Below are 26,608 nucleotides of genomic sequence, written 5' to 3'. Positions count from 1 at the left end.
ACGGCGGCGACGGTCCCTCAGCGGCTCGCGCGCGGCCTGCGCCACTCGAGGCCGGCGATGACGCGCGCGTTGTCGTAGCTCCAGCGGACGTCGTAGTAGCGGCCGGCGGGGTAGACGCCGGGGACGTAATCCGGATAGTTCGTGTCACGCGTCACCCACTCCGCCTCGGCGCGCGCCGCGAGCCCGCCGCCGAGCGCGTAGCGGAGCTCGCCCCCGAGGGCGAAGCGGCGGTCGAAGAGCCGCGCCCCGTCCGACGTGTTCGCCTTCGAGTCCGCCCCGTAGGCGCGGAGCCACGCCTCCGCGCGGAGCGCTGCCTCGAGGCGATCCGTGAGGGGAGACTTCACGATGAGGCGAGGGTGCTGCCCCTGGTAGGAGTAGTAGCCCTGGAACGCGTCGCGCTGCACCTCGTAGCCGTAGCGGAGCGAGACGTCCACGGCGCCGCCCAGCCTCGCGAGCTCGATCTCCACGGACGGCTCCACCGAGTCGAGCTGCTGCTCCGGGTTCCCGCTCGTCGCGCCGGTCCCCGCGTCGCGCGCGAGGAGCGTGAAGTCCTGCCGGTGGACGTAGTCCACCCGGAACGCCGTCGCGTAGCGCTCGCCCAGGATCCGCCACGACGCCTCGAGCTGCTGCTGCCCGTTGTCACGCGGCGTGAGGTGCATGGGGGCCGCCGGATCGAAGGCGGGGTCCTCGACGTAGGAGTACGAGACGTAGCGGTACTTGATCCTGAGGTGCTGGTGCGGCGCCGGGATCGCGTACAGGCTCACGCCGGCGCGCCAGCTGAAGTAGCCGTAGCGGTCCGTCCCCGGCATCTCGCCGAGCGCGTCGCGCTGGTACAGGTCGTCCCACCCCGGGCGCCACGCGCCCCCGACGCCGGCCTCCGCCCCGAGCTTGAGCCGCCGCAGGACGCGGTACGCGGGCTCGACCCCGACCGAGCCGGTGGTCTCGGGGAGCGTCGCGCCGAAGGTCTGCCGGTGCGCGAAGCGGACGGGCAGCTCGAGCTGGAAGCGGCCGCTCTCGAGCTCGGGCGTGAGCGCCCCCTCGGCGAGGAGGAGCGTGCCCGAGTCGCGCCGGACGCTCCACCCATCGAAGGCGCCCGCGTACAGGCCGGCGCGGGCGTCGAGGGTCCACCTGGGGGCCTCGTCGGCGGCGCGCGCGGGCGAGGCCGACAGGAGCAGCGCGAGGGCTGTGACGGGGGCGAGGGTGCGGATCATCGGGGGGTCCTTGTCAGAAGGTGCACGTGCAGGTCTGGGCGGCGAGGTACTCCGCCGTCGACGCCACGTAGCTGCTCGAGGGAAAGCCGGCGGCGAGCGCCGCGTAGGCGGCGCAGGCCGAGGCGGGTGCGGGATCGGTCGGGTGCGGCGTGGTGCAGTACCGCCAGCTCGAGTTCACGTACGTCCGAGCGAGGTAGTGGAGCGCGTTGTCCGCGTAGGTGCTCGTCGCCGGGACGGCCCGGAACGCGGCCGCCGCCGCGGCGAGGTCCGCCGGGTCGAGCCCGGCGGTCGCGTAGAACGCGTGCGCGTAGCGCGCGCGGCCGAGCCAGAAGCGGGCCGAGTCCGCGTGCGTCGCGGCCGGCACCGCGAGCGTGCGCCCGAAGGCAGAGATCGCCGCCTCGAGGTTGGCCTTGCGCGCGGCCGACTCCGCCGGGGAGAGCAAGGTGAACGTGGCCGTCGCGTTCACCGGCTCCTCGAAGTAGCTCCGCCCGAGGTAGTACTGCGCGTTGTCGTAGAACGCGCTCGTGGTCGGGACCGCCGGCAGCTCCGCCTCGGCGAGGTCGAGCTTCGCATGGGCGCCGAGGCCGTCCCCCGCACCCGCGAGCGCGAGCCCCAGCTCGAAGTCGCTGCGGCCGAGGAAGTACTGCGCGTTGTCCGCGTACGGTCCGGTCGGAGCCGCCGCGAGCGAGCGCTGGAACTGAAGGCGCGCGGCCTCGTAGTCTCCGAGCTGGAAGCGGGCGCGCCCGGCGAAGTAGGCGGCGTTGTCGATGAACGGCGAGGTGGGGAACGCGACCTGCATCGCGTCGAGCCGGAGCGCGCCGTCCTGGAACTCCAGCGGATCGCCCCCGATCGTCCCGCGCTCGTAGCTGCAGCGGCCGGCGAGGTAGGCGGCGTTGTCGAGCCGAATGGAGGTTGGGAACCGGACCGGCAGGGCGTCGAATTTCGCCCGCGCCTCCGCGTAGCCCTGCAGCGCCTGGGCTTCCTTCGCCGCGCTGGCGGCCAGATCCGTCGCGCCGAGCCTGCGCGCTTCGGACGCCGAGGCGTTGGCGGCGTCGTAGAGCGCGAGGCCCTCGGCGAAGAGCGCGTCGTCCGGGCGGCTCAGATCGATCGGGACGCCCGGCGCGCTCGGGCCCTTCTGCCCGCCGCCGCACGCGAGCGCGAGGACGGCCAGGACGACGAGGCGGGGGACCGTGAAGAGGCGACGCTTGAGCACCGAGGGTTCCTTCGAGGCTAGGGCGCGGAGACGGTGCGCGCGGGGGGGCCGGCGCACCGCGCGGGCAGGGTCTGGACGCGCGGGTCCTGGGGGGCCTCGGCGAGGAGGCGGCGCGCGGCTGCGTCGCAGGCGGCGCGGTTCCCCTCGCGGGCGGAGATCTCCGCGAGCGCGGCGCGGCCTTCCAGATCTCCCGGGACGAGATCGAGGAGCTCCTCGAACGCCTTGCGAGCCTCCGCCAGCCGGCCAGAGTCGAGGTGGAGCTGGGCGACGGTGCGCAGCGAGGGTGCGTGGCCGGGGTCGATCGCGAGCGCGCGCGCGAGGGCGGCGCGCGCCTCGTCGCGCCGGGAGACCGCCTCGAGCACCAGGGCGAGGTCGTACCAGGCGGAGACGTTCCGCGGCGAGCGGGCGAGGAGCGCCTGGTACGCGGCGATGGCCTCGTCGGGACGGCCGGCGCGCGCGGCGGCGACGCCCAGCGAGAGCTGGGCGGCGTCGTAGCCCGGGCGGGCCACGAGGGCGCGTCCGAGCGACGACCGCGCCTCCTCGAACCTCCCCGCGGCGGACTGGAGCTGCCCGAGCGCGAGCCAGGCGGCGGCGTACTTCGCGTCGAGCGCGAGGGCCTTGCGGTACGCCGCCTCGGCCGCGCCCGGGTCGCCGCCCGCCTCCTCGAGCTTGCCGAGGTTCAGCCAGGCGGCCCCGTAATCGGGCCGCAGGCGCAGCGCCTCGCCGTACGCCGCGCGCGCGGCCGCGACGTCGCCCGCGCGCTTCTCGAGCGCGCCGAGGTTCAGGTACGCCTCGGGGTAGTCGCCCCTGGCGACCGCGATCGCCTTCCGGTACGCCCGCCGCGCGTCGTCGTCGCGGTCGTCGCGATCGGCGACGAGCGCCACGAGGAAGTGGTGCTCCGGCTCCTCCGCCCGGTCGGCGACGAGCCGGTCCGCCTCGTGGCGCGCACGGGCGAAGTCTCGCGCCTGGAGCGCGAGCCGCAGCAGGCGGCGCCGCGCGTACCGGTGGGTGGGGTCGAGACGCAGGGTGCGATCGTAGTCCTCGAGCGCCGCGCCCGGCTCGTCCGCACGCTCGTGGGCGCGCCCGAGCAGCGCGTGGACCGCGGCGACGTCCGGCGCCAGGTCCGCGGCCCTGAGGAGCACCTGCACCGCGCGGCGCACGTCGGGAGCGGTGCCCGTGGCGAGCCAGGCGCGCGCCACGCCGAGCAGGATCTCCACGCGCGCGGGCGCGTACTCGACGGCCTTCGAGAAGCGGAGCTCCGCGTACTCGCGCCGCCCGGCGGCGAGCTCGGCCGCGCCGAGCGCGACGAGCGCCCTGGCGCGATCCTCGTTCGATCCGGAGGCGACCGCCGGCTCCAGCAGCGCGATGGCCGAGACCGGATCGCCGCGGCGCCGGAGCACGTTCCCGAGCGCGACGCGAGCGTCGCCGGTGGGCCGGCGCTCCAGCGAGCGGCGGAGGTCGCGCTCGGCGCCCTCCAGGTCGCCGAGGCGCGCGCGGGCGAGCCCGACGCGGAGCGCGCGCTGCGCGCCGGGGTCGAGCTGCTCCGCGCGCTCCAGGTGCGGGAGCGCCTTGGCCGCGTCGCCCGCGGCGAGGAGCACGGCGCCGAGCTCCTCCTCGAGGACGGCGGCCCCGGGGCTCGCGGCGAGCGCGGCCTCGTAGAGCTTCAGCGCCTCCGCCTGCTCGCCCCGGCGGGCCGCGCGCCGCGCGCGCGCGTGCGCGTCCGAGACCGGCGCATCCGCGGCCGTCGCCGCGGAGGCCGACGCGTCGTCGTCGTCCAGCGTCACCTCGTCCCCCGCGATGGAGATGACGAGCGGGTCGTTGCCGCGCCGCGCGGCGAAGGTCTCGAGCGCGAGCGCCCCCGCGAGCAGCAGGCCGAGGAACACGAGCATGGGCCAGAGGCGGTCGAGGACGAGCGGGTTCATGCGGCGCTCCCTTGCGCGCCGCCAGCGCGCACGATCGGCGCCCGCGCCTCCGTGAGCCCGGCGGGCGCGTGCTCCAGCGCCGCGAGCGCGTCCCCGAGCGCGCGGCCGGTGACGTTCTGGATCTCGAGGCCGGGGCGCGCGTTGATCTCGAGGACGAGCGGCCCGCGCTCGCGGTCGACCACCACGTCCACGCCGAGGTAGCCGAGCGGCACCGCGCGGGCGGCCCGGCGCGCCACGTCGAGGATCTCGGGCCAGCGGGGCAGGGCGAGCCCGACGAGCGGCGCGCCGGACTCCGGGTGGCGCTCCACGGCGCGGCCGTGGTGGAGCGCGCGGGAGGTCTCGCCGGTGGCGAGGTCCACCGCGATCCCGAGGCCGCCCTGGTGCAGGTTCGCGCGCCCGCCCGACTCGGCGGTGGGGACGCGGATCATCGAGAGCACCGGCTCGCCGCGCAGGGTGATGACGCGCACGTCACAGAGCCCGTCGGCCCACAGCGCCGCGAACACGGCGTGCGGCTCGACGCGGCGCTCCACGAAGGCGCGGTCCTCGAGCTGGTTCGAGTGGACCCCGAAGACCACGTCCGCGAGGTGGCGAGAGAGCTCGCGCGGGGTGAGGAGGGCGCCGCCCGCGCGGCGCCAGCCGCCGGCGTCCGGGAGCCACTCCCCCGCGACGAGGATCCCGCCGCCCCCCGAGCCGTTCGCCGGCTTCACGACGAAGCGCGACCGTCCGCGCAGCGCCTCGACGACGCCGGGCACGGCGAAGAGCCCGTCGCACACCGCGAGCGTCTCCGGGACCGGCACCCCCGCCTCCGCGAACCGCTGCTTCGCGAGGAGCTTGTCGTCCGCGAGCGGGTAATCGCGCCGGTGGTTGTTGGGGTACACGAGGACGAGGTTGCGGCGGTTGATGCCGTAGATCGCCTCGCGCCGCGCGAGGAGCGCGCGGACGCGGCCGCGCGCGGCGGCGAAGAGGCTCACGGCGAGCCTCCGGGCGAGGCGGCCCCGAGCAGCCCGCGGAACCGCCGGTACTCGCTGAGCCGCATCCCCACCCAGCGCCCGAGGTACACGTTCGCGGCGACCGCGAGCAGCAGCACCTCGGGGAACCCGATGACGAGCACCTGCAGCGCGAGCGAGTTCATCACCACGTAGCAGGCGAGCATCACGACGAGCGTGCCCGCGAGCTCCTTGCCGGCCGCGCGCGCCCCGTGCTCGGTGAGCGAGAGGTAGAAGCGCTCGGCGCAGATGGCGAGCACCGCGAGCGGGAACAGCGTCACGTGGGTGAGCCCGGAGATCCCGAGCCGCTCGGCGAGCATCGAGGTGCCGACGAGGGTGACGACCACCGCGCAGAGCAGGATCGCGAGCGTGGGCGAGTGGAGGAGCTCGAGCCGCGACACGGCCCAGCGAGCGGTCGCGACCGCCGCGACCACGATGAGCACCGCGAGGACGCCGAACCCGGCGCCGGTCTCGCCCGCCGCGGCGGCGAGCAGCGCGGGCAGGAACGTGCCGAACGTCGGCATGCCGACGACGTTCCGGAAGAGTACCGTGAGGAGCGCGCCGATGGGGAGCATCAGGATCGTCCGCAGCAGGCTGAAGGGCAGCTTCAGGCGATCGAACAGGCCCCACACGTCGAGGAACGTGAAGGACGCCTTGGCGCGGGGCGAGGGGACGAGCTGCGAGCGGGCGTCGAACCGGTAGTCGAAGTTCACGTCGGCCGTGTGCCGGAACAGGACCTCGTCGCCGTAGTAGAGGGAGAGGTAGCGCTCGGGGAGCTCGCCGAAGTGATCGTTCGTGGGGCAGAACGGGATCCAGTGGCCGGACACGTAGGCCTCGACCCACTGGTGAGAGGTGCGCTTCGAGCCGGTCTCGAGGATGAGGCCGCCCACGAGGCGCGCCGGGATGCCGGTCGCGCGCGCGAGCGCCACGAAGAGGCGGCTCTTCCCGTTGCAGCTCGCCTCGCCGAGGCGCAGCGCGGTGAGCGCGTCGGTGGTTCCCTTGAACGGCCGCGTCGTCAGCCCATGGGTGTAGTCATGGATTCGCCGCAGCCGCTCCATGACGCTCCCGCGGTCCGCCCCGATGCTCGCGAGGGCGGCCGCGATCTCGGGCGCGTCGACCTGGATCTCCTTCTCCGGCCGGAGCGCCGGCGCCGTCGAAGCCGGGTAGGAGGTGGGCACCGGGAGATCGGCGGGGATCGCGTAGGCGACCCGCCGCGGGACGATCCGCACGGTGTGCCGGATCTCGGCGCCGTCCGGGATCTGCGCGCCGACCCAGGTCGCCACCCGGTTCGGGCCGTCGAGCACCTGCGACAGGTGGAACCCCGCCGACTCGGTGCGCTCGTCGGAGATCGTCTGGCGCGCGTCGCTCGCGGGCAGGAAGGTCCGCACGCGGACGTCGCCGCCGTGTCCGTCGAGCCGGAGCGCGTAGGTGACCTCGTACTGCCGGACCGGCAGGATGTCCGCGAGCGAGTACCCGAGCGCGTGGACCTTGTAGAGCATCAGCGCGGCGGTCGTGGCGACGAGCGCGACGACGGTAGCGGCGACCTTGTGGTGGTGGGCGACGGCCATGTTCGGGTGCGGCGAATCATCACGGCTGGCCGGCGTCCGGTCAATGTAGCGCCCGCTCGCCTGGCCGGGCGGGTGGGCGGAGCGGGGCTGGCGCGGGGCGGGCGCGCACCTCGCCCGACCCGGCTCCGCGCCTGCGGCCGGCCGCGTTACTCTCCCGGCCTCATGCGACTCTCGAGGACCGGGTGATCACGGAAGAGCTCCGCGCCGCCGCGCGCCGCGCGCTCGCGCTCCCCGAGGCGGCGCTCCTCGCCGAGTGCGAGGAGACGTTCTTCGTGGGGGGCGGACCGGGCGGGCAGCACCGGAACAAGACGGAGAGCGCGGTCCGGCTCGTCCACCGCCCCACCGGCGTGACCGTCACCGCCACCGAGCGGCGCAGCCAGCTCCAGAACCGGGAGGCGGCGCTGGCGCGCCTGCGCGAGCGGCTCGGCCCGCTCGCGCACCGCCCGAAGGCGAGGCGGCCCACCCGGCCGACGCGCGGCTCGCAGGAGCGCCGCATCGCGGCGAAGAAGCGACGCGGGGAGAAGAAGGCGGGGCGGCGCGGCTGGGAGTAGGGGTCGGCGGCTCGAGGGCCGTCCCTAGTTCCCGAGCTGCGACGCGAGCGGAATGGGCGCGACGACGCCCGCGGCGACGAGCCGCTCGAGCGAGGCGCGCACCTCGTCCGCGGCGATGCCGGCGGCCTCCAGCTCGCGCACCAGGTCCGGAACGCCGAGCCGCTTGCCGCGCAGCTCCGAGAGGACCACCCCGTCGGCCGGGGCCACGCGGTGCGGGCCGGCCCAGGCCGCCAGCGCGGCGTCGAGCGCCGCGCGCCCGCTCGAGCGGGACTCGGCGACGACGTTCCGGTAGGCGGCCTCGGCGTCCGCGCCCTCCGGGGAGAGCGTGAACTTCTGACCCCGCGGCCACCGCTTCGGCTCGTTGCGCTTGCCCAGCATCGGCCGGAACGTATCGATCGCGGCTGGGTCCTTGTCAATCCTGGGGTTCTCGTTACCCCGCGAGGAGGCGCCCGCCTGCCGTCAGCAACCGCCCGGCTCGAGCCGCGGGCTGTACGCCACGAGCCCCTCGCGGCCGAAGACGCGCTGCACCTCGATGCGGAGCCCTTCGACGAGGTGCCGCTGGTGCACCTCCGCCAGGAACCGTACCCCGTGCTCCTCGATCACCACGTCCCGCTGCGGGTCGGCCGTCTCGTCCAGAGACAGTTGGAAGCTCCAGCCACCTCAGCCTCGCCCGACGTGGATCCGGACGTAATGCGCGTGCTCGCCCGTGCCTGCCAGCGCGAGGAGCGTCTCGCGGGCGCGGGGGTCGATCTCGATGGTGGGCTCGGGGGCGGTCGTCATCGCGGGGGTGGGAGCCCCTCCGGCCTGGAGGGGTTCCGGAGCTTAGGCCGGCGGGGGCCTCGCTGGGAAGGTGGAACGCACCCGTCGCGGGCTGGAACGCGGCGCCGGCCAGCGCCTAATGAGGTCGAGATGGCCGAGGAGCGGGAAGCGAGGCCGAGGGCGGCGCCAGGCTGGGGGAGGGCGCAGGTCCTCGCCGTCGGCCACTCCACGCGGCCGATCTCCGAGCTCCTGGAGCTGCTCGAGGGGGCGGGGGTCGCGACCCTCGCGGACGTCCGGACGATCCCGCGCTCGCGCGCGAACCCGCAGTACGAGGGCGAGGCGCTGGCGCGGGCCCTCGCGGCGGCCGGCATCGGCTACGTCCACCTGCCGGCGCTCGGCGGCCTGCGGCGAGCCCGCAAGGACTCGCCGAACGGCGGGTGGCGCAACGCCAGCTTCCGGGGCTACGCGGATCACATGGCGACGCCGGAGTTCGAGGAGGGGCTCGTGCAGCTCCGCACGCTGGCGCGCGAGGGGCCGGTGGCGGTCATGTGCGCCGAGGCGGTGCCGTGGCGATGCCACCGCTCCCTCATCGCCGACGCCCTCCTCGCGCGCGGCGTGGTGGTGCGGCACATCGTCGGCCGGGGCCGGACCCGCCCGCACCGGCTCACGCCGTTCGCGCGGATCTCCGGACGGCAGGTGACCTACCCGCCCGACGCGCGCGACGCCGGTGCCGGAGGACGATGACGAGGCCGGTCACCGCGCTCGCGAGCAGGATCGCGTTCGTCACCACGAACACCGCGTTCCCCAGCAGCGCGCTGTAGACCGTGAAGCCGGTCGACGCCGCGATCTGGCCCGCGAAGAGCCAGCGCGAGACGCCCTCGCTGGACCCCTCCCGCCACTGCTTGTGCACCTGCTTCAGGATCGTCGCGACGAGGATCGCGGAGCTGAGCCAGCCGAGGAGCTCGGTCACCCGTGAAGGGTGGCCCTCGTCCACGCCGCCGGCCACCCGTTGCGTCCGCTCCGCCGGGCGGGGGACACTCGCCGCCCCGCCGTCCCGAGGTCCCCCTTGCTCGCCCTCTCGCTCGCCGTGCTCCTCGCCGCCGCTCCCTCCGCCCCGGCGGCGAAGGCTGCGCCCACCCCGAACCCCCGCGCCGCCGCCGCGGCAGAGCGCGAGACCGCGGCGCTCATCCGGCGCTGCGTCGAGGCGTACGGCGGGGCCGCGGCGATCGGGCGCGCGTCCGCGAGCGTGCACGAGGGCACGGTGACCTCGCTCCTGCACCCGGGAGGCCCCGGCCGCCTCGCCCGCGCCTACGCCCGCCCCGGCCGCTTGCGGGTCGAGGTCGCGTTCCCGGACGCGCCGGACGGCGAGATCCGCGTGCTGGACGGCGGGCGCGGCTGGCGGCAGGGGCAGGAGGTGACCGGGCCGCCCCTCGCCGCCATGATCCTGCAGGCGGCGCGCATGGATCTCCCCGCGCTGCTCGCCGCGCCGGGGGCCAAGGTCACCTCGCGCGGCACGGTCGCGCTCGGGGGCAGGACGCTGCGGGTGCTCGCGCTCGAGGTCGCGCCGGGGGTCACCGTCGAGGCGGCCATCGAGGCCGACAGCGGCCGCATCCTGCGCTCTCGCGGGAGCGCCGCCGGACCAGCGCCGGTCGAGTTCGTCACCACCTACTCGGACTTCCGCACCGTGGACGGCGTGCTCGTCCCGTTCCACGAGGAGAACTGGGCGAACGGGAAGAACACCGGCGAGACGGTGCTCACGAGCGTCGACTTCCCCGGCTCGTTCCCGCCGGATCTCTTCCGGCCGTGAGCATCAGGCCCCGACGCGCACCAGGGAGAGCAGCGGGAGCTCCGGGTCGCGGGGCGCCGTGAGGTCGATCTCGCACTGGATCATCCAGTCGACCTCGCCGTGCTCGTCCACGATCCGCTGGATCGCCTCCCAGCGGCGCGGCCCGAGCTCCTTCACGAACGTGTTGTGAGGGCGGCGCGCGGCGGGCGTCGTGTCGATGCGCCCGTGCTCCGCCCAGTAGGGGGCCATCGCCTCCTCGAGGCGCGCCGCAGTCCACTCGCCCCCCGGCGCCAGGGCGGCGAGCGCGGCGGCGAGATCCTTGCGCGCGAGCGCGACGAGCAGCGCGTGGAGCTCGTTGCGGATCCGCGCCGCGAAGGCGCGCGGGTCGGCCCACACCGGCGGCGGCCCCAGCGTCTCCGCCACGGCGGCGCGCGCGTCGATCGCGCTCGCCTGGTACGCCGGGTCGCGCATGCGCTCCCACTCGTCGATGAGCGACGAGTCGACCCCGCGCACCGTCGCGCGCAGGAAGGCGATCACGTCCAGCAGCGCGTCGTCCCGGTAGGTCTCGGGGACGGTCTGCACGAGCGTCTTGTACGTCTCGGAGAGGTAGCGCAGCAGGAGCCCCTCCGACCGCTGCAGCTCGTACTCGCGCACGTAGTCCGCGAACGTCATGAAGCGCTCGACCATCTCGCGCGCGATCGACTTCGGGCGGATGTTCTCCTGGCCGACCCATGGGTGCTTGGCGGCGAACTCGTTGAACGTGGCGTAGACGAAGTCCCGGTTCGGCTTCGGGTACTCGACCTTCTCGAGCTCCGCCATCCGCTCGTCGTACTCCATCCCCTTCGCCTTCATCTCGGCGACCGCCTCGCCGCGGGCGCGGTCGAGCTGCTTCCAGAGGATGACGTCCGGATCCTCCAGGATCGACTCGACCATGGAGAGCACGTCGAGCGCGTACGTCTCGCGCTCGGGCGGGATGCGCGGCAGGGTGTCGAGCAGGTAGAGGGCGAGCGTGTGGAAGAGGGAGAAGTCCTTCTGCAGGCCGCGCGAGGGCCGGACGTAGGCGCCGGGGTAGCCCTCGACGCGCCGCACCTCGAGGAGGCCGGCGGCGCGGAGCGTGCGGAAGCGCTGGGCCGCGAGGCGCCGGTGCTTGGCGCGGACGTAGTCGTTCCCGTGCGAGCGCGCGATGAGCTCGACGAGCCGCCCGTACCCGCCGCCGACTCGCGAGGTCTCGCTCTGCAGCAGGTTCACGAGGAGGGCGAAGGTGGGATCGAAGCGGCTCTCGAGCGGCTCGGGCTCCTTCTGGATGAGCCGCTCGAAGGTGCTCCGGTCGAAGTGGACGTACCCCTTCGTGGGAGGCTGCTTCTTCACGACCTTCTTGCCGGCGGCGGCCTTCTCGGCGAGCCGCTTGTTCTCGATGACGTGCTCCGGCGCCTGGGCGACCACGTACCCGCGCTCGTCGAAGCCCTTGCGGCCCGCGCGCCCGGAGATCTGGTGGAAGTCGCGGGCCGAGAGGATGGCGGTCTTCTCGCCGTCGAACTTGCAGAGCTGGGTGAAGAGGACGGTGCGGATGGGGATGTTCACGCCCATGCCGAGCGTGTCGGTCCCCGAGACCACCTTGAGGAGACCGCCCTGCGCGAGCTTCTCGACGAGCAGCCGGTACTTGGGGAGGAGGCCGGCGTGGTGGAGCCCGACGCCGTGGCGCAGGAAGCGCTGCAGGTCCTTGCCGTAGGGGGAGTCGAACCGGAAGCCCTCCAGCGCCGCGGCGATGCGCCCCTTCTCCTCCTTCGAGGAGAAGTTCGCGCTCATGAGGTTCTGCGCCTGCTCGGCCGCGGCGCGCTGGGTGAAGTTGACGAGGTAGATGGGCGCGCGGACGGCGGTGACGAGCGCCTCGAGCGTCTCGTGCAGCGGCGTCTCCCGGTACTCGAACTCCAGGGGCACCGGGCGCGCCGCGTGGCGCACCGCCGCCACCTCGCGCCCGCTCACCTGCCGCAGCGACTCCTCGATCGCCCGCGTGTCCCCGAGCGTCGCCGACATGAGCAGGAAGCGGCTGTCCTCGAGGGCGAGCAGCGGCACCTGCCACGCCACGCCGCGCTCCCGGTCCCCGTAGTAGTGGAACTCGTCCATCACCACGGCGTCCGCGCGCGGCGCCGCCTCGCGCACCGCGAGGTTCATGAGGATCTCGGCGGTGCAGCACACGATGGGCGCGTCGCGGTTCACCGCCGCGTCGCCGGTCATCATCCCCACGTTGTCGGGGCCGAAGAGCCGGCAGAGATCGAAGAACTTCTCGTTGACGAGCGCCTTGATCGGGCACGTGTAGAACGAGCGCTTCCCCTCCGCCATCGCCTGGAAGTGAAGGAACGTCGCCACGAGCGACTTGCCCGAGCCGGTCGGCGTGTTGAGCACGAGGTGGCGGCGGTCCAGGAGCTGCAGGATCGCCTCCTCCTGGTGCGGGTAGAGCGTCAGCCCGGTGGCCCCGACCCAGGCCACGAAGCGATCGAGGACGGCGTCGGGGGCGAGCGTCTCGCCGTGGGGGGGCAGGAGCGCGGCGAGCGGGGCCTCTCCGAGGGCGGCGGCGGTGGTCATGAGCGGGGAGTACGTACCGCGCGCGGCCCCCCGACGCCAGGGGCCCACCGCCGACCCGGGGGCCGCCGGGGCCGGACGCGCGGCGAGGCGATCCGTCGCGGACGCGCGCCGCCGTTTCGTGGCGAGTGACGGAGTCGTGGGCGAGACTGCCGCGCATGTCCACGCTCCGACACGTCCTCCCCGCGCTCCTCCTCGCGCCCGCGCTCGCCGCGGCCGAGCCGGCCCCCGTGAAGCCCGAGTGGTCCGGCACGGCCGGCGCCGGGGTCATCCACCTCACCGGGAACACGAGCACCACCACCGTGAACGGCGCCGCGGCCGTGCAGCGCGAGTGGGCCAAGTGGATCCTGGCGCTGCGCACGACGAGCGTCTACGGCCGCACGCGCCCGGCGGACCGCTCGACGCCGTCCGAGACCGTGGCGCTCGCCAGCTCGGGCCAGCTCCGCGGCGACCGCAAGCTCGCGCCGCACCTCTCCGTGTTCACGATCGTGGGCGCGGAGACGGATCACGTCGCGAGCCTCGAGTACCGCGCCTTCGGCGACGCGGGCGCGAGCGTGGTCTGGATCGACCGCAAGCAGGAGGGCGACCGTCACCTCTTCCTCCGCACCGACCTGGGCGGCCGCTACGCGTACGACTCGCGCTGGCAGTACTACGCGACCGCCGCGGCGCCGGTGGGGGACCTGGAGGACGTGGAGCTCCTCGCGCCGCGCATCGGCGCCACGTTCCAGCTCGCCCTCTCGAAGGACACGACCTTCGTGGAGGAGGCGGAGGTCCTCGCGAACGTCCTCGGCGACGAGCGGTACAACGCGCGCTCGCAGACCAAGCTCACGACGAGGCTCGTCTCCGCGCTGACGATCGGGGCCGCGTACCTCGTCGCGTGGGACTCGGCGCCGGCGCCCGGGAAGGTGGAGACCGACACGAAGCTCTCCTTCATCGCCGAGGTGGCCTTCTAGACGCTCGCGGCGGAGGCGTCCCCGGCGTGACTCCGGGCCAGGCCGCGAGGGTGGCGGCCCGGGGAGGGTTGAAGGACAATCCGGCGGCACTCGGCTCCGGGGGATCGCTCCGACATGAAGAGGCTGCGTTACGACGTCTACGGCGCGATCGTCGGGGCGGGGCTGCCCGTCGTCGCGACGATCATCGAGGCGTTCCGCCAGCTCGGCAGCGTCGCGCCGGGGGCGCTCCTCCGCACGCACCTGCAGCAGCCGCTCCTCTGGATCATGGACACGACGCCGTTCGTCCTGGCCGCGCTCGGGAAGGTCATCCAGCGTCAGCACGACGACCTCGTCCGCCAGAGCGAGGAGCTCGTGCGCCAGAGCGACGAGATCGTCCGGCTCGAGCAGGCCCGCCGCGAGAGCTTCGACCGGACGGCGAAGGAGCTCTCCCACGCGGCGCAGGGGCTCCTGGGCAACGTCGCGGCGTTCACCCGGACCACCTCGGAGAGCGCCGGGAGCGTGCGCCAGACCACCCTCACGATGAACCAGCTCGCGCAGGGCGCCGCCGCCGCCGCGCTCACGGCGGAGACGGTGATCGGCCTGGCGATGGAGGCGGAGCGCCAGAGCGCGCAGGGGCTCGAGCAGGCGGAGGCGTCGGGCGCGGAGCTGCTGCGGCTCGCCGAGGAGGTGCGCGGGCTGTCGCGCCGCATCGAGGCGGTGGACGCGCAGATGCGCGACGTCTACGACCTCGGCGATCTGATCCGCCGCCTCGCGGATCGCTCCGAGCAGCTCGCGGAGCAGGCCGCCTCGCTGGCCGGCCGCTCGGATCCCGGCGCGGAGGGGCTCGGCGAGATCGCCGGAGGGCTGCAGCGGCTGGGCTCGGACACGCGCGGCGCCGCCGTCCGGGTCCGGCAGGTCCTCACGGAGGTGCACCGGGCCATGCTCGCGGCCATGGGCGCGGCGGAGGAGGGGATCGGCCACGCCCAGCTCGGCGCCAGGACGGCCACCCGCAACGGCGAGACGATCCGCGGGCTCGCCACGGCGCTGCAGGAGTCCGCCCGGGCCGCGCGCGAGATCGCGCGCGTGGCGCAGCAGCAGGAGGGCGCGATCGAGCAGGTGCTGAAGTCGATGACCGAGATCGCGCACGCCACGGACGAGACGGCGGCCTCGACCCGCGAGGTCGACCGGGAGGCGCGCGCCCTGAACGAGCTGGCGAGCTTCCTCAGGACCGCCACCAAGACGTGACGCGCGGGGCTGGTCAGCGCTCTCGACGGCGCCGCGGGCGGCTGAAGAGCACCTCGAGCTTGCCGGTCCGGCCGTCGTGCCGCTCGACGTGCTCCGGGATCACGCGCAGGAGCGCCAGCTCGCGCGCCTCCGGTCCCTCCGGGAACCACCGCGCCCACGACGGATCCCACAGCTCGAGCGCGAGCTTCTTGTCCTTCAGCACCTCGCCCGTCCCCGAGACCGAGACCGTCGTCCCGTCGGCGGCCTCGAAGAACGCGAGCGCGCACTGAGGGTCCGCCTCGAGGTCCTTGCACTTGTTCGAGCCGAGCGAGGTCGCGAACCAGATCTCCTCGCCCCGCACCTGCTGCCGCATGGCCATCGGCCGCGCGTGCAGGTGGCCGTCCTCGGCGCCGCGCGTCGTGAGGATCGCGGTGCGGTAGGCGGCGAGGAGCGCGGCGTACCCGCGGGGATCTTCGGCCATGGCTTGCCTCCCCGGGCATCATGCGCCTCGCGGCGCGCGGGTGGACGCGCGCCGGTTGGGGCCCGGGGGCCCCCGCGGCGATCCGCCAGAAGGGCGCCCTAGGCCCGATCCCGCCAGCCGGTGTGCCCGAGCCACGCACGCACGGAGGGGCGCGCGAACACCGCGTGCGCGTAGTCGGCGAGCCGCTGGGGGCAGGGATCGCGGTTGGCCACCAGCCGCTGGAGCATGAGGGCGAGGTCCGGGTCCGCGGGGCTGAAGGCCCCCGCGACGAACGACGCGCCGGCCGGCAGCACGCGCTCGGCGATGCGGACGAGGCGCTCCGCCGAGGCGCGCCCCTCCGGCGTGAACGGCTTCACCGCCTCGCCCGAGAAGAAGCTGGAGGTCGATCGCTCCTGGCGGAGCGGCAGGAAATCGCTGCGCAGGACGGCCTGCACCATGCGGACGCGCGCCCGGGCGCGGGGCTCCTCCGGGTAGAGGCGCGGGTGCGCGGGGGGGCCGAACACCTCGTCCACGTACTCGTCGATCGCCGACGACTCGGCGAGCCAGAAGTCGCCGTGGCGCAGGGCCGGCACGCGCCCGGTGATCGAGCTCTCTGCGTACGGCGCGCGCTCGTGATCGCGGCGCTCGAGCGAGAGGAGCTCGAGCTGGAACGGGACCCCCTTCTCCTTCAGCGTGACGAAGGCGGAGAAGGCGTACGGGCTCGAGAACGTGTCGTTCGCGTAGAGGACCAGGTCGTCGGGCGTGGGCATGCGAGCTGTTCTAACCGGCGGCGCCGCGAGGCGGGGACGCTCGCGCGGGGGTGGCGGCCCGCAGACGGCGGCGCCCGCGGCCGCGCGTGGCGGACCGCGGGCGCGGGAGGCCGGACGGAGCGGAGGCTACTTCACGATCTCGAGCAGCTCGACCTCGAAGGTGAGGACCGCGTTGCCGGGGATGACCGGCGGGCGACCCTGCGGTCCGTACGCGATGTCGGACGGGCAGACGAGCTTGGCCTTCCCGCCGACCTTCAGCTTCTGGAGCCCCTCCGTCCAGCACTTGATGACGCCGCCGAGCGGGAACTCCGCCGGCTGGCCGCGCTGCACGGAGCTGTCGAAGACCTTCCCGTTCACGAGCGTGCCGGTGTAGTGGACCTTGACCTTGTCGGTGGCGGCCGGCGTCGCGCCGGTGCCCTGCTTGATGGGGATGACGATCGCGCCCGACGCGGTCTTCGTCGCGCCCTTCTCGCCGGCGGCCTTGGCGAGGTAGGCCGGACCGGACTCCTTCTCCTTCGCGGACTGGGCCGCGTTCGCCTTCTCCATGCGCCCGCGCGCGAGCTCGTTCACCGCGGCGCTGGCCTGGGGATCGAGCTCCGTCTTCGCCTTGCCGGTGGCGCCGTCGCGGATGCCGCGCATCACGGTCTCGAGCTCGGCGGGCGTGAGGGAGAAGACCTGGAGGCTGTTCGCGACCGCGAGGCCGACCGAGTAGAGCGTCTTCTCGGTGTCGGCCGGGGTCGTCTTCTTCGGGGCGGGCGCCGGCGCGGGCTTCTTCTCGGGGGCGGCGGCCTTGTCGCCCTGGGCGTGCGCGGACGTCGCGAGGGCCAGGGCGGCGAGCACGGCGAGGGTCCTTCTCATGATGAGCTTCCTTTCGTGCGCGGCGCGCGCGGCGCCACGTCCGGCGTGGGGGGGGCTGCGGGCACCATGGGCGGCTGGGCGGCGCGCTCGTCGAGCTCCGCCAGCTTGCGGTGCAGGAACCGGAAGATCGCGACGACGACGCTCGCCACCGGAACCGCGAGCAGGGCGCCGACGAGCCCCCAGGTGCGCTCGCCGATGACGAGCGCGAGCACGATGAGGACGGGGTGGATCTTCGAGGCGTCGCCCATGATCTTCGGGTTCAGCACGTACGCCTCGAGCGCGTGGATGACGAGGATCCACCCGAGCGCCAGGAGGGCCTTGGAGAGCCCCCCAGCGGTGAGGGCGAGCAGCACGATCGGGATGGAGGAGAGGATCGTGCCGAAGATGGGGACGACGTAGAGGATGGTGGCGAGCGCGCCGAGCGCGAACGCGAACGGCACCTGGATGACCAGGAGGCCGATGAGCGTCAGCACCCCGTTCACCAGCATGATGGTGAGCTGCCCGCGCACCACCCCGGCGAGGCCGGAGTCGATGCCGTGCAGGAGCCGCCGGAAGTCGTCGCGCGCCTGGGTGGGGAAGAGCGTCTCGAAGAACCGCACGATGCGCGGCGCGTCCATGGAGATGAACGCCGTCAGCATGAACAGGAGGATGCTGAAGAACATCGCCTGGAACGTGCCGGCGAGGATCGCGCGCGAGAACGCGACCACGTCCCCGACCCGTCCGCGCATGCTCTCGCTCGCGTCGCGCAGCGCCGCCGCGATCCCGGCGGCGAGATCCACCGAGAAGCGCGCCCCCTGGCGCGGCCCCTCGTACGGCAGCACGTCGACGGGGATCCCGTACTGCTCCAGGAACGCGTCGATCGCGCGCGCCCAGGCGTCGATCTTCTCGGGCGTGACGCTCGCCAGGAAGTCGCGCAGCTCGACCAGGCCGCGCACCGCCTCGCGGTAGATCTGCGGGAAGATCGAGACGCCGGCGAGGTAGGCGAGCGCGCCGATCCCGAGGTAGACGACCACCACCGCGCCCCAGCGCGGGACGGCGTGCCCGCCGACCCGGGTGCGCGCGAGCCGCGAGATGAGGGGATCGATGACGTAGGCCGCGAGCGCGGCGAGGACGAACGGGAGGAGCACCGGCCAGGCGATCACGAAGATCGCGGCGACCAGCGCCCAGATCACCGCCGTGAGCGCGAGCAGCTGCGCGCGCGGTCTCTTCCAGAGCGGAGCGCGGAAGGACATCGGGGCGCGAGTATCCCGCATCGTCCCCCCGGGCGCCCTCCGAATCTTCACTCCTCCAGGGTCGAGACGTCGCCCTCGGGGAGCCCCTGCGCGCGCGCCTTCAGCACCCGGCGCATGATCTTTCCGGAGCGGGTCTTCGGCAGCACGTCGACGAAGCTCACCTTCTCCGGTCGGACGATGGGCCCGAGGTGCTGCGCGACGTGGGTCTTCACCTCGTCCTCGAGCTCGGGGCTCGCCTTGAAGCCCTGGCGGAGCAGGCAGTAGGCGTGGATCGCCTGCCCCTTCACCTCGTGCGGTAGCCCGATGACCGCCGCCTCCGCCACGGCGGGGTGGGAGACCAGCGCGCTCTCGATCTCGGCGGTGCCGAGCCGGTAGCCGGACACCTTGATGACGTCGTCGGTGCGGCCGATGACCCAGTAGTAGCCGTCGCGGTCGCGCTTCGCGGAGTCGCCGGCCATGTACTTGCCGGGGTACCTGCTCCAGTACGTGCGGACGAAGCGCTCCGGGTCCCGGTAGATCGTCGTGGCCATGGCGGGCCAGGGCCGGTCCAGGACGAGGTAGCCCTCCTCGCCGTCGGGCACGGGCTTGCCCTGCTCGTCGAGGATCTCCGCGTGCTGGCCGAAGAACGGGCGAGCCGCCGAGCCCGGCTTGAGCGGCATGGTCGGGACGGGCGTGATCTGGAACATCCCGGTCTCCGTCTGCCACCAGGTGTCCATGATCGGGCAGCGGCCCTTCCCGATGACGCGGTGGTACCACTTCCACGCCTCGGGGTTGATGGGCTCTCCGACCGAGCCGAGCAGCCGCAGCGTGGAGAGGTCGTGGCGGTTGGGCCAGGACTCGCCGAAGCGCATGAGCCCGCGGATCGCGGTCGGGGCCGTGTAGAGGATGGTGATGCCGTACTTCTCGACGAGCGACCACCAGCGGTTCGGGTACGGGTAGGTCGGCGCGCCCTCGTAGATGAAGGTCGTCGCCCCCATGAGCAGGGGTCCGTACACGATGTAGCTGTGGCCGGTCACCCAGCCCGGATCGGCGGCGCACCAGTAGCGGTCCTCGTCCTTCACGTCGAAGACGTACTTCAACGTGGAGTAGATCCCGACCATGTACCCGCCGTGCCCGTGCACCAGCCCCTTGGGCTTGCCGGTCGTGCCGGACGTGTAGAGCACGTAGAGGGGATCGGAGGACTCCATCACCTCGGTCGGGCAGTGGCCCGTCGCGAGGGGGAGCTTCATGAGCTCGTGGTACCAGTAGTCGCGCCCGGGCTCCATCCGGACCTCGTGGCCGGTGCGCTGCACCACGATGACGGTCTCGACGGTCGGGCAGCGGCGGACCGCGTCGTCCACCGTCTTCTTGAGCTCGACGATCTTCCCGTTCATGAACCCGCCGTCGGCGGTCAGGACGACCTTCGACTCCGAGTCCTCGATGCGCCCCTGGAGCGCGTCGACGGAGAACCCGCCGTACACGACCGAGTGGATGGCGCCGATCTTGGCGGTCGCCAGCATGGCGATCACGATCTCGGGGATGCGGGGCATGTAGATGGTGACGCGATCGCCCTTCCTCACCCCCATCGCCTTCAGCACGTTCGCGAACTTCGAGACGTCCCGGTTGAGCGCGAAGTACGAGTAGGTGCGGACCTCGCCCTTCTCGCCGACCCACACGAGCGAGAGCTTGTTCTTCCGCCAGGTGCGCTGGTGCCGGTCGAGGCAGTTGTGGACGATGTTCGTCTGGGCGCCCTGGAACCACTTGAAGAAGGGCTTCTCCGACGCGTCGAGCACCTTGTCCCACTTGCGGTACCACTCGAGCTCCTCGGCCTCCGCAGCCCAGAAGCCCTCGAGATCCTCGTCGGCGCGGCGCGCGAGCGACTCCCAGTCCTTCACGCGGGCCTGGGAGACGATCTCCGAGGACGGGTGGAACACCTCGCCCTCGAGCTGCTGCGGCTTCGGCATGATGCGGCTCCTTGCCGGCGTGGGCGCCGGCCTCGACGCCCGGGCCCTGCGGGGTGGGCCGGAGCGCGGGTTCGTCAATGGGTGTAGCGGAGAAGAATCCTACGGGCAGGGTAGCGAAAGCCGCTCCCGGGTGGGGCGGCGATCACGGACCTCGCGCGTTCCGGCCCTCGCGCCCGCCCTCGCCCTCCATGACGCGCTGCGGCGCAACGCCTCGACCGGAGCGCCGGCGGGCGTTATCCTCCGCGCCGTGATCCTTCCGCCCGCGCTGCGCCCAGGGGACGTCGTTCGCGTCATCGCCCCCGCGAGCCCGTTCGATCCCGAGCCGTTCGAGCGCGGCCTGGCGGTCCTCTCCCGGCGGCTCGGGCTCGAGCCGCGGATGCGCGACGACGTGGCCGCGCGCTGGCGCTACCTCGCCGGCGACGACGCCCGCCGCGTCGCGGAGTGGCGCGAGGCGGTGGCCGACGTGGAGGCCCGGGCGATCTTCTGCGCGCGCGGCGGTTACGGCGCCATGCGGCTCCTCCCGGCGATCGATCCCGCCCCGCTCCTCGCCCGCCCGAAGCTGCTCCTCGGCTTCTCCGACATCACCGCGCTGCACGCGCACCTGAACCGCGCCGGGCTCGCGACGGTGCACGGGCCGGGCGTCACCCAGCTCTCGCGGCTGCCGGAGGAGGCCCTCGTCCACCTCGAGGCGTTGCTGCGGGGGAGCGCGCCTCGCGCGGGGGCCGGGCTCGCCGGGCGAGCCACCGTCCGTGCGGGCCGCGCCACGGGACCCCTCCTCGGCGGCTCGCTCACGCTCCTCTCGCACCTCGCCGGGACGCCGTACGCGCCGAGGCTCGCAGGCGCGATCCTCCTCCTCGAGGACGTGGGCGAGAAGCCGTACCGGCTGGACCGGTACCTCACGCACCTCGCCCTCACGGGCGCCCTGCGCGAGCTGGCCGGGGTCGCCATCGGCCAGCTCACCGGCTGCGACGACGCCAACGCGCACGGCGCCGACGTGGTGCGCGAGGCGGTCCTGGCGCTCGGCGTGCCCGCCATCGAGGGCGTGCCCTGCGGCCACGAGGACGCGAACTTCGCCGTGCCGCTCGGCGCGCGGGCCACGCTCGTCGCTCCCGGGCCCGGAGAGAGCGGCGCGCCGAGGCTGGTGTTCGAGGAGTGGACCGAGGGGGAGAGGGGGGTCGCGTGACGCCGGTCCTCGCGCCCGTCGCGGGGGTGCTCGAGGCGGGCCGGAGCGAAGGCGTCGCGGGCGCGCTCTCGGCCGCGGTGCTCGCCGGCGGCCGGCTCGTCCACGCGAGCTGCCACGGAGAGCTCGACTCGCCCGTCGCGCGCCCCCTCCGCCGCGACGATCTCTTCGACGTCGCGTCGCTCACGAAGGTGATGGCGACGGCGACCCTCGCGGCGCAGCTCGCCGGCGCCGGCGAGCTCGCCCTGGATGCGCCGGTCGCGCGGCTGCTCCCCGGGTTCGAGGCAGGCGGCAAGGCGGCGGTCACCGCAAGGCACCTGCTCGCGCACGCGAGCGGGCTGCCGGAGTGGAGGCCGTACTACGAGCGCGTGGCGCGGGATCCGCTCGCGGGCCGCGCATTCCTGCCCCCCGGCGAGCGGCCACCGGCGGCGTCGCTCGGCGAGGCCGCGCGGCGCGGCCGCGCGCTGGTGCGCGAGGCGGTCCTCGCGGAGCCCGTCGAGGCGGCGCCCGGCACCCGCGCCTGCTACTGCGATCCCGGCTTCATCGCGCTCGGGCTGCTCGTGGAGGCGATCGCGGGGGCGCCGCTCGCGGAGCTCGCCGAGCGGCGGGTGTTCGGCCCGCTCGGCCTCGCCTCCACCGGGTACCTCGACGCGGCGGCGGCCTCACGGCGCGCCTGGGCCGACGGCCGGACCTTCGTCCCCGCCGGCTGGAGCGCCCCCCGGCGCGAGCTGGTGCGCGGGGCCGTGAACGACGACAACGCGTGGGCGATGGGAGGGGTCGGGGGACACGCGGGGCTGTTCTCCACGGCCGCGGAGGTCGCCGCCCTCGGTCAGGCGTGGCTGGAGGCGCTCCAGGGCGCAAGCGGCGCGCTCGTGCCGCCGTCCGCGGCCGAGGAGTTCGCCCGGCGCGACGCCTCGACCCCCGGCAGCGCCCGCGCCCTCGGATGGGACACGCCGAGCGGCGCCGCCCCCGCCGTCGGCAGCCGCCTCGGCCGCGGCCCGCGCGGCGCCCTCGGCCACCTCGGCTACACCGGCTGCTCGCTGTGGCTCGACCTCGACGCCGGCGTGGTGTGCGCCCTGCTCACGAACCACGTCCACCCCTCCGGGAGATCGGACAAGCCGCGAATCCGCGAGCTGCGCCGCCGGTTCCATGACGCGGTGGCGGACGGGCTGGGGATCGGGTAGTCCCTCGGCTCGGCGTCCCCCGTCGCGGAGACGGGCGGCCCAGCCCCGAGCCGAGCGGCCGTTCGTTACCAAGGAGAGCAGCGCAGTGATCGACTGGTCCCAGGTGAAGCGCATCCACCTCATCGGCGTCGCGGGCACCGGCATGGGCTCGTTCGCGGGGATGCTCAAGGCCGCCGGCCACACGGTGACGGGCTCCGACGAGAACGTCTACCCGCCCATGTCCACCCAGCTCGAGCGCTGGGGCATCGAGGTGATGACGCCCTACCGGGCCGAGAACCTCGATCGCGCCCGGCCCGACCTCGTCGTCGTCGGCAACGTCGTCCGGAGCGTGAACCCGGAGGCGACGGCGATGCGGGAGCGCGGGCTGCCCCACGTCTCGTTCCCGCAGGCCCTCGGCGAGGCGTTCATCGCGCCGAGGCACGGGGTGGTGGTGGTCGGCACGCACGGGAAGACCACCACCTCCGCGATGATGGGCTTCCTCCTCCACCACGCCGGCCGCGATCCTTCGTTCCTCGTCGGCGGCGTCACGCGCGACTTCGACTCCAACTACCGGCTCGGGGCAGGCCCGCACTTCGCGGTCGAGGGCGACGAGTACGACACGGCGTACTTCGACAAGGGGCCCAAGTTCCTCCACTACCGCCCGCGCACCGCGATCTTCACGAGCTGCGAGCTCGACCACGCGGACATCTACCGCGACGAGGCCCACTACGAGAGCGCGTTCGAGCGGTTCATGGGGATCCTGCCGGAGGACGGCTTCCTCGCCGCCTGCGCGAGCTACGAGAGCGTGCTCCGCATCGCCCGCGGCGCCCGCTGCCGCGTCGAGACCTACGCCGTCGACCGCCCGGGCGCGGACTGGGAGGCGCGGGGGCTCGCGCTCTCCCCGGAGGGCGCCCGCTTCACGCTGGCGCGCAGGGGCGAGGCGCTCGCCGAGGTCCTGCTGCCGGTCGGCGGGGCGCACAACGTCGAGAACGCGCTGGGCGTCGCGGCCGCCGCGAGCGCCCTCGGGCTCTCGCCCGCCGAGATCGCCGCCGGGCTGGGCGCGTTCCACGGCGTGAAGCGCCGCCAGGAGGTGCGCGGAAAGGCGGGCGGGGTGACGGTGATCGACGACTTCGCCCATCACCCGCGCGCGGTGCAGAAGACGCTCGCCGCCATCCGTGGCGCGTACCCCGGCGCGCGGCTCCTCGCCGCCTTCGAGCCGCGCTCCAACACCAGCCGCCGCAACCTCCACCAGCGCGAGTACGCGGCCGGCGCGACGTGGCGCGACGCGGCGGAGGTGTTCCTGCTCCGCCCCGCCCCCACGGATCGGGTCCCCGAGAGCGAGCGGCTGGACGTGGACGCGGTGGTCCGCGACGTCACCGCGGCCGGCACGCCGGCGCGCGCGTTCGCGACGGTGGAGGAGATGGTCCCGGCCATCGCCGCCACGGCGCGCCCGGGAGACGTCGTGGTGGCGATGTCGAACGGGGCGTTTGGCGGCATCTGGGGAAAGCTGCTGTCCGCCCTTCACTGAAGGGCGCGCGTTCCCCGCGATCTCGCTCACCCTTCGACAGGCTCAGGGTGAGCGGTTCCGAGCGCGACCACGATGGACGAAGGCCCGGCCGCTCGCGCGACCGGGCCTCGTGGTTTCAGCGCGTCCGGAGGGCTACCCGGCCGTGTGGCAGTTCCGGCACATCGCGTTGTCGCGGATGTCGCCGGCGTCGTGGCGCTTGCGGAACGAGCTCGGGTGCGGGTTGCCGCCGGGGCCGCCGACCTGGTGGCAGGCCACGCAGAGCGAGTCCGCGCCCTGGTCGTGGCACGCGGCGCAGCTCGTGATGTTGCGGCGGGCCGCGTCGCCGTGGAAGTTCCCGCTCGCGCGGTCGTTCGACCAGCCGAGCTTCGCGTGCGACTCGGGGATCCGGCCGGCGCCGATGACGCCCTGCAGGTTCTGCTGCTCGTGGCAGGTCTCGCAGTACTTCCGCCCGTGGCAGCGCTGGCAGCTCGCCGGATCGCTCGCGGCCTCCACCATGTGGCGCGAGACGTAGTCACCGCGGTGGATGAAGCCCCGCTCGACCTCCTCCGGGAAAATGATGGAGGGGCGCGCCGCCGCGGTGGTCGCGGAGTGGCACTCGGCGCAGTAGGGCTGGTCGTGGCACTGCGCGCAGCTCTCGGCGCTGGGGCGCGCGAGGGGACCGTGCAGGCGGATCCAGTCGCCCTGGTGCGAGTAGGCGCGCTCGGGGAAGTAGCCCTTCAGGTCCACGTGGCAGGGGCGGCAGCGGCCCTCGTTGAAGTCGGCCTGGTGCTTGTGACACGCGGTGCACGTGTCCATGGGCATCGACCAGCGCGGCTCGCCCATCTCGGGCAGCTTCTTGTGGCAGGTGTCGCACTTGCCCTTCACCGCCGCCTGGCCGAGGTGCTTCGCGTGCGAGAAGTTGATGCGCTGCGGGAGCGGCCCCGGCTTCGGGGCGTCGTAGCCCTCGTGGCACTCGCTGCACTTCTCGCTCGTGGGGAGGTGCTGCTGCGACAGCGACGTCGATTTGTCGATCCCGGCGTGGCAGTCCGCGCACTCGATGCCCTGATCCACGTGGATCGAGTGCGGGAACTCCGGCTCGGGCCGCTGCGCCTGCTGCTCCTTCTCGACCTTCTTGGCCTTGGCGCTACACCCCGCGACGACCAGCGCGGCGAGGAGGAGGGGGAGCGTGCGGTTCATTAGCGCACCTCCCGGATGCTGTAGGACTGGTTGTACACGAGCTTCGCCATGACGTCGTACGTCTGCTCCAGGAAGGGGGTCATGCCGGCGCGCCCGGCCACCACGGCGCTGAAGCCCTTGGCGAGCTTGGCGCCGGCCGAGAGCGTGCCGGTGAGGGAGTAGTCCTCCCCGTTGATCTGGTCGCGGAAGAGGTGCGCGAGCACGTCCGCGGTCGCGAAGAAGCGGCCGAAGTCCTGGCGCCCGAACACGCGGCCTCCGAAGTAGCCGTTGTCCTCGTTGTCGAGGAAGAACACCTCGCCGCCGGCGCGGGTCGCGCCGCGGCCCCACTCCAGGCTGCCCTCCGCGATGTGGCCGTAGTAGTCGCCGTCCTCGCCGGGCTCGATGGCGAGGTGGTAGTCGGCGCCGAGCTCGAGCTCCTTCGTGAGCTCGTACCGCACGCCGCCGCCGAAGTCGTTCCGGTCCTCGTCGGAGAAGACCGACAGGATCGAGCTGCGCGAGAGGAGCAGATCCGGCGCCGTGTAGCGCCAGTCCGCGGTGACGTGGAGCCGCGGCATCGCCGCCCAGCTCACCGCCAGGTTCCCCTCGGAGAACCGCTCGTCGTACAGGCTGAAGCCGGCGAAGCCGGAGAAGGTGAGGACCTTCGCGAACGGCTGGAGCCGGAAGTCCGCGCCCACCTCCTGGCGGACGGGGTCGCCGCCGTCCTCGACGAAGTTCGCCGAGGCGCCGACGTCGAGGCCGCGCCCGGAGTAGCCGGGGATGGCGAGGTACCAGGCCGCGCGTCCGCCGTACGCGAGGTCGCCCGCCACCGGGTTCCAGCTGCGCACGCCGCTGCGCGAGGAGAAGCGCTGGGACACGGGCACGCCGGCGTAGCCGGAGAGGCGGATCCCGAACGGCAGCGCGACGATGGCCTCGCCGCCGTCGAGCTGGATCATGCGCGCGACGCCGGTCATCACGTGCGCGCGGCCGAGCCGCAGCGTGAGGGCGTCGCCGAGGAGGCGGCCGGAGAGGTAGCCGGTGACGACGTCGCCCGTGACGTCCGAGCTGGTCCCGTTGTCCCAGCGCGGATCGGAGAGCTCGTAGGAGCCCCAGGTCGAGATGACCAGCTGCAGGTCGTTCGCGATGGGGTTCGTGATGCCGCGCGCGGCGATGTTGAGGATCTCGTACAGGGGGGCCACGGTGACGAGCTCCGGGGTCTCCCCGGCGCGTCCGCCGCGCGTCTGCTCGCCGACCGTGAGGAAGGTGGTCGAGCTCACGTCGATCGTGTCCGCTCGCACCGCCGGGCCGGCTAGGAGCGCGAGCCCAAGGGCGATGACTGGTGTGATGTTGCGCATCAGGAGCTCACCTCGAGGGTGGAGTGCGTCGCGGCGAGGCTCGGCGGTGGCCGGCCGGCGGCCGCGGGGTTGCGCGGACGATGGCACAGGAGGCCTGAACCAATCTTGTCTGAGATCATTTACGCCCCGGAAACCTCCGTTCCGGGCACGGGATTTCCCGTCGGTGCGCGCGCCCGATCGGATCCCGGACGCAAGGTGAAGCCGGCACACCGGGACGGCCCCCGATTATGATGTG

Annotated in this window: 24 protein-coding genes; 8 read left to right on the top strand and 16 right to left on the bottom strand. The window is 73.8% G+C overall.

From position 1 onward, the window contains the following. Positions 1-17: 17 nt before the first annotated feature. The 5 genes from ANAE109_RS17865 to ANAE109_RS17845 are packed head-to-tail and all read right to left on the bottom strand — an operon-like array spanning position 18 to position 6,900. Positions 18-1,211, bottom strand: coding sequence for a hypothetical protein (locus ANAE109_RS17865; RefSeq protein ID WP_012098284.1), 1,194 nt, complete (start codon positions 1,209-1,211; stop codon positions 18-20). A 13-nt stretch (positions 1,212-1,224) separates the two neighbouring features. After that, entirely contained in the window at positions 1,225-2,424 is a 1,200-nt protein-coding gene (locus ANAE109_RS17860) for a tol-pal system YbgF family protein (protein WP_012098283.1), read from the bottom strand. A 17-nt stretch (positions 2,425-2,441) separates the two neighbouring features. Further along, positions 2,442-4,346: a tetratricopeptide repeat protein gene (locus ANAE109_RS17855; protein ID WP_012098282.1), complete on the bottom strand. Its 1,905-nt coding sequence runs from the start codon at positions 4,344-4,346 to the stop codon at positions 2,442-2,444. Further along, positions 4,343-5,317 (bottom strand): sugar-transfer associated ATP-grasp domain-containing protein, encoded by a 975-nt coding sequence (locus tag ANAE109_RS17850; RefSeq protein ID WP_012098281.1) that lies wholly within the window; start codon positions 5,315-5,317, stop codon positions 4,343-4,345. The genes ANAE109_RS17855 and ANAE109_RS17850 overlap by 4 nt, the downstream gene beginning before the upstream one ends. Further along, positions 5,314-6,900, bottom strand: coding sequence for a 7TM domain-containing protein (locus ANAE109_RS17845; protein WP_012098280.1), 1,587 nt, complete (start codon positions 6,898-6,900; stop codon positions 5,314-5,316). Before ANAE109_RS17845 ends, ANAE109_RS17850 begins: the two co-directional genes overlap by 4 nt. 182 nt (positions 6,901-7,082) lie before the next feature. On the opposite strand from ANAE109_RS17845, the gene ANAE109_RS17840 reads away from it, so the two are divergent. Continuing rightward, the gene (locus ANAE109_RS17840) at positions 7,083-7,451 is read left to right on the top strand and encodes a peptide chain release factor-like protein (protein WP_012098279.1); all 369 of its coding nucleotides are present in this window, start codon (positions 7,083-7,085) and stop codon (positions 7,449-7,451) included. Between the two features lie 24 nt (positions 7,452-7,475). Here the strand turns inward: ANAE109_RS17840 and ANAE109_RS17835 are convergent, their stop codons facing one another. Beyond that, complete coding sequence (locus ANAE109_RS17835; protein WP_012098278.1) at positions 7,476-7,829, bottom strand: hypothetical protein; 354 nt, start codon at positions 7,827-7,829, stop codon at positions 7,476-7,478. 81 nt (positions 7,830-7,910) lie between these two features. After that, a complete protein-coding gene (locus ANAE109_RS25375) occupies positions 7,911-8,057 on the bottom strand; it encodes a hypothetical protein (protein ID WP_158305911.1) in 147 nt (48 codons plus the stop codon). Between the two features lie 303 nt (positions 8,058-8,360). Between ANAE109_RS25375 and ANAE109_RS17830 the strand changes: the two genes are divergently transcribed. Next, a complete protein-coding gene (locus ANAE109_RS17830) occupies positions 8,361-8,954 on the top strand; it encodes a DUF488 family protein (RefSeq protein ID WP_012098277.1) in 594 nt (197 codons plus the stop codon). On the opposite strand, the gene ANAE109_RS17825 is transcribed toward ANAE109_RS17830, so the two are convergent. Then, the gene (locus ANAE109_RS17825) at positions 8,875-9,180 is read right to left on the bottom strand and encodes a hypothetical protein (RefSeq protein ID WP_041449381.1); all 306 of its coding nucleotides are present in this window, start codon (positions 9,178-9,180) and stop codon (positions 8,875-8,877) included. The two genes, ANAE109_RS17830 and ANAE109_RS17825, sit on opposite strands and share 80 nt — an antisense overlap. Before the next feature lie 96 nt (positions 9,181-9,276). On the opposite strand from ANAE109_RS17825, the gene ANAE109_RS17820 reads away from it, so the two are divergent. Further along, the gene (locus ANAE109_RS17820) at positions 9,277-10,017 is read left to right on the top strand and encodes a hypothetical protein (protein ID WP_012098275.1); all 741 of its coding nucleotides are present in this window, start codon (positions 9,277-9,279) and stop codon (positions 10,015-10,017) included. Between the two features lie 3 nt (positions 10,018-10,020). On the opposite strand, the gene ANAE109_RS17815 is transcribed toward ANAE109_RS17820, so the two are convergent. Beyond that, positions 10,021-12,579: an RNA helicase gene (locus ANAE109_RS17815; protein ID WP_041448481.1), complete on the bottom strand. Its 2,559-nt coding sequence runs from the start codon at positions 12,577-12,579 to the stop codon at positions 10,021-10,023. Between the two features lie 155 nt (positions 12,580-12,734). Here ANAE109_RS17815 and ANAE109_RS17810 point away from each other — a divergent pair, with 155 nt between their 5' ends. Together ANAE109_RS17810 and ANAE109_RS17805 are read left to right on the top strand one after the other, a co-directional pair. Continuing rightward, complete coding sequence (locus tag ANAE109_RS17810; protein ID WP_012098273.1) at positions 12,735-13,529, top strand: DUF481 domain-containing protein; 795 nt, start codon at positions 12,735-12,737, stop codon at positions 13,527-13,529. Positions 13,530-13,643: 114 nt separating this feature from the next. Beyond that, positions 13,644-14,753: a methyl-accepting chemotaxis protein gene (locus ANAE109_RS17805; RefSeq protein WP_012098272.1), complete on the top strand. Its 1,110-nt coding sequence runs from the start codon at positions 13,644-13,646 to the stop codon at positions 14,751-14,753. A 13-nt stretch (positions 14,754-14,766) separates the two neighbouring features. Here the strand turns inward: ANAE109_RS17805 and ANAE109_RS17800 are convergent, their stop codons facing one another. The 5 genes from ANAE109_RS17800 to acs all read right to left on the bottom strand — a co-directional run bounded on the left by ANAE109_RS17800 (position 14,767) and on the right by acs (position 19,995). Continuing rightward, positions 14,767-15,213 (bottom strand): pyridoxamine 5'-phosphate oxidase family protein, encoded by a 447-nt coding sequence (locus ANAE109_RS17800; RefSeq protein ID WP_012098271.1) that lies wholly within the window; start codon positions 15,211-15,213, stop codon positions 14,767-14,769. 98 nt (positions 15,214-15,311) lie between these two features. Continuing rightward, positions 15,312-15,962 (bottom strand): glutathione transferase, encoded by a 651-nt coding sequence (gene yfcF, locus ANAE109_RS17795; RefSeq protein WP_012098270.1) that lies wholly within the window; start codon positions 15,960-15,962, stop codon positions 15,312-15,314. Between the two features lie 126 nt (positions 15,963-16,088). Continuing rightward, the gene (locus tag ANAE109_RS17790; protein ID WP_012098269.1) at positions 16,089-16,820 is read right to left on the bottom strand and encodes an FKBP-type peptidyl-prolyl cis-trans isomerase; all 732 of its coding nucleotides are present in this window, start codon (positions 16,818-16,820) and stop codon (positions 16,089-16,091) included. Continuing rightward, entirely contained in the window at positions 16,817-18,052 is a 1,236-nt protein-coding gene (locus tag ANAE109_RS17785; protein WP_041448480.1) for an AI-2E family transporter, read from the bottom strand. Before ANAE109_RS17785 ends, ANAE109_RS17790 begins: the two co-directional genes overlap by 4 nt. A 47-nt stretch (positions 18,053-18,099) precedes the next feature. Further along, positions 18,100-19,995 (bottom strand): acetate--CoA ligase, encoded by a 1,896-nt coding sequence (gene acs, locus ANAE109_RS17780; protein ID WP_012098267.1) that lies wholly within the window; start codon positions 19,993-19,995, stop codon positions 18,100-18,102. A 247-nt stretch (positions 19,996-20,242) separates the two neighbouring features. On the opposite strand from acs, the gene ANAE109_RS17775 reads away from it, so the two are divergent. The 3 genes from ANAE109_RS17775 to mpl all read left to right on the top strand — a co-directional run bounded on the left by ANAE109_RS17775 (position 20,243) and on the right by mpl (position 23,866). After that, positions 20,243-21,178 (top strand): LD-carboxypeptidase, encoded by a 936-nt coding sequence (locus ANAE109_RS17775; protein WP_012098266.1) that lies wholly within the window; start codon positions 20,243-20,245, stop codon positions 21,176-21,178. Further along, entirely contained in the window at positions 21,175-22,359 is a 1,185-nt protein-coding gene (locus tag ANAE109_RS17770) for a serine hydrolase (RefSeq protein WP_012098265.1), read from the top strand. Before ANAE109_RS17775 ends, ANAE109_RS17770 begins: the two co-directional genes overlap by 4 nt. Positions 22,360-22,444: 85 nt before the next feature. Next, positions 22,445-23,866 carry a UDP-N-acetylmuramate:L-alanyl-gamma-D-glutamyl-meso-diaminopimelate ligase gene (gene mpl / locus ANAE109_RS17765; RefSeq protein WP_041448479.1) on the top strand — a complete coding sequence of 474 codons (1,422 nt, stop codon included), beginning with the start codon at positions 22,445-22,447 and terminating at the stop codon, positions 23,864-23,866. Between the two features lie 132 nt (positions 23,867-23,998). Here mpl and ANAE109_RS17760 read toward each other — a convergent pair whose 3' ends face one another. Next, positions 23,999-25,042 carry a cytochrome c3 family protein gene (locus ANAE109_RS17760; protein ID WP_012098263.1) on the bottom strand — a complete coding sequence of 348 codons (1,044 nt, stop codon included), beginning with the start codon at positions 25,040-25,042 and terminating at the stop codon, positions 23,999-24,001. Continuing rightward, positions 25,042-26,373 (bottom strand): hypothetical protein, encoded by a 1,332-nt coding sequence (locus ANAE109_RS17755; protein ID WP_012098262.1) that lies wholly within the window; start codon positions 26,371-26,373, stop codon positions 25,042-25,044. The genes ANAE109_RS17760 and ANAE109_RS17755 overlap by 1 nt, the downstream gene beginning before the upstream one ends. Positions 26,374-26,608: the final 235 nt, after the last annotated feature.

The sequence above is a fragment of the Anaeromyxobacter sp. Fw109-5 genome, from assembly GCF_000017505.1.
Classification (GTDB): Bacteria; Myxococcota; Myxococcia; order Myxococcales; family Anaeromyxobacteraceae; genus Anaeromyxobacter.
This window is presented reverse-complemented; position numbering and strand designations above follow the sequence as displayed.

Excerpts from the sequence above, each read along its gene's own strand:
- ANAE109_RS17805 (WP_012098272.1), top strand. The coding sequence starts at position 13,644 with ATGAAGAGGCTGCGTTACGACGTCTACGGCGCGATCGTCGGGGCGGGG.
- ANAE109_RS17760 (WP_012098263.1), bottom strand. The coding sequence starts at position 25,042 with ATGAACCGCACGCTCCCCCTCCTCCTCGCCGCGCTGGTCGTCGCGGGG.
- ANAE109_RS17855 (WP_012098282.1), bottom strand. The coding sequence starts at position 4,346 with ATGAACCCGCTCGTCCTCGACCGCCTCTGGCCCATGCTCGTGTTCCTC.
- ANAE109_RS17835 (WP_012098278.1), bottom strand. The coding sequence starts at position 7,829 with ATGCTGGGCAAGCGCAACGAGCCGAAGCGGTGGCCGCGGGGTCAGAAG.
- acs (WP_012098267.1), bottom strand. The coding sequence starts at position 19,995 with ATGCCGAAGCCGCAGCAGCTCGAGGGCGAGGTGTTCCACCCGTCCTCG.
- ANAE109_RS17815 (WP_041448481.1), bottom strand. The coding sequence starts at position 12,579 with ATGACCACCGCCGCCGCCCTCGGAGAGGCCCCGCTCGCCGCGCTCCTG.
- ANAE109_RS17810 (WP_012098273.1), top strand. The coding sequence starts at position 12,735 with ATGTCCACGCTCCGACACGTCCTCCCCGCGCTCCTCCTCGCGCCCGCG.
- ANAE109_RS17785 (WP_041448480.1), bottom strand. The coding sequence starts at position 18,052 with ATGTCCTTCCGCGCTCCGCTCTGGAAGAGACCGCGCGCGCAGCTGCTC.
- ANAE109_RS17790 (WP_012098269.1), bottom strand. The coding sequence starts at position 16,820 with ATGAGAAGGACCCTCGCCGTGCTCGCCGCCCTGGCCCTCGCGACGTCC.
- yfcF (WP_012098270.1), bottom strand. The coding sequence starts at position 15,962 with ATGCCCACGCCCGACGACCTGGTCCTCTACGCGAACGACACGTTCTCG.
- ANAE109_RS17800 (WP_012098271.1), bottom strand. The coding sequence starts at position 15,213 with ATGGCCGAAGATCCCCGCGGGTACGCCGCGCTCCTCGCCGCCTACCGC.
- ANAE109_RS17755 (WP_012098262.1), bottom strand. The coding sequence starts at position 26,373 with ATGCGCAACATCACACCAGTCATCGCCCTTGGGCTCGCGCTCCTAGCC.
- ANAE109_RS17845 (WP_012098280.1), bottom strand. The coding sequence starts at position 6,900 with ATGGCCGTCGCCCACCACCACAAGGTCGCCGCTACCGTCGTCGCGCTC.
- ANAE109_RS17830 (WP_012098277.1), top strand. The coding sequence starts at position 8,361 with ATGGCCGAGGAGCGGGAAGCGAGGCCGAGGGCGGCGCCAGGCTGGGGG.
- ANAE109_RS17865 (WP_012098284.1), bottom strand. The coding sequence starts at position 1,211 with ATGATCCGCACCCTCGCCCCCGTCACAGCCCTCGCGCTGCTCCTGTCG.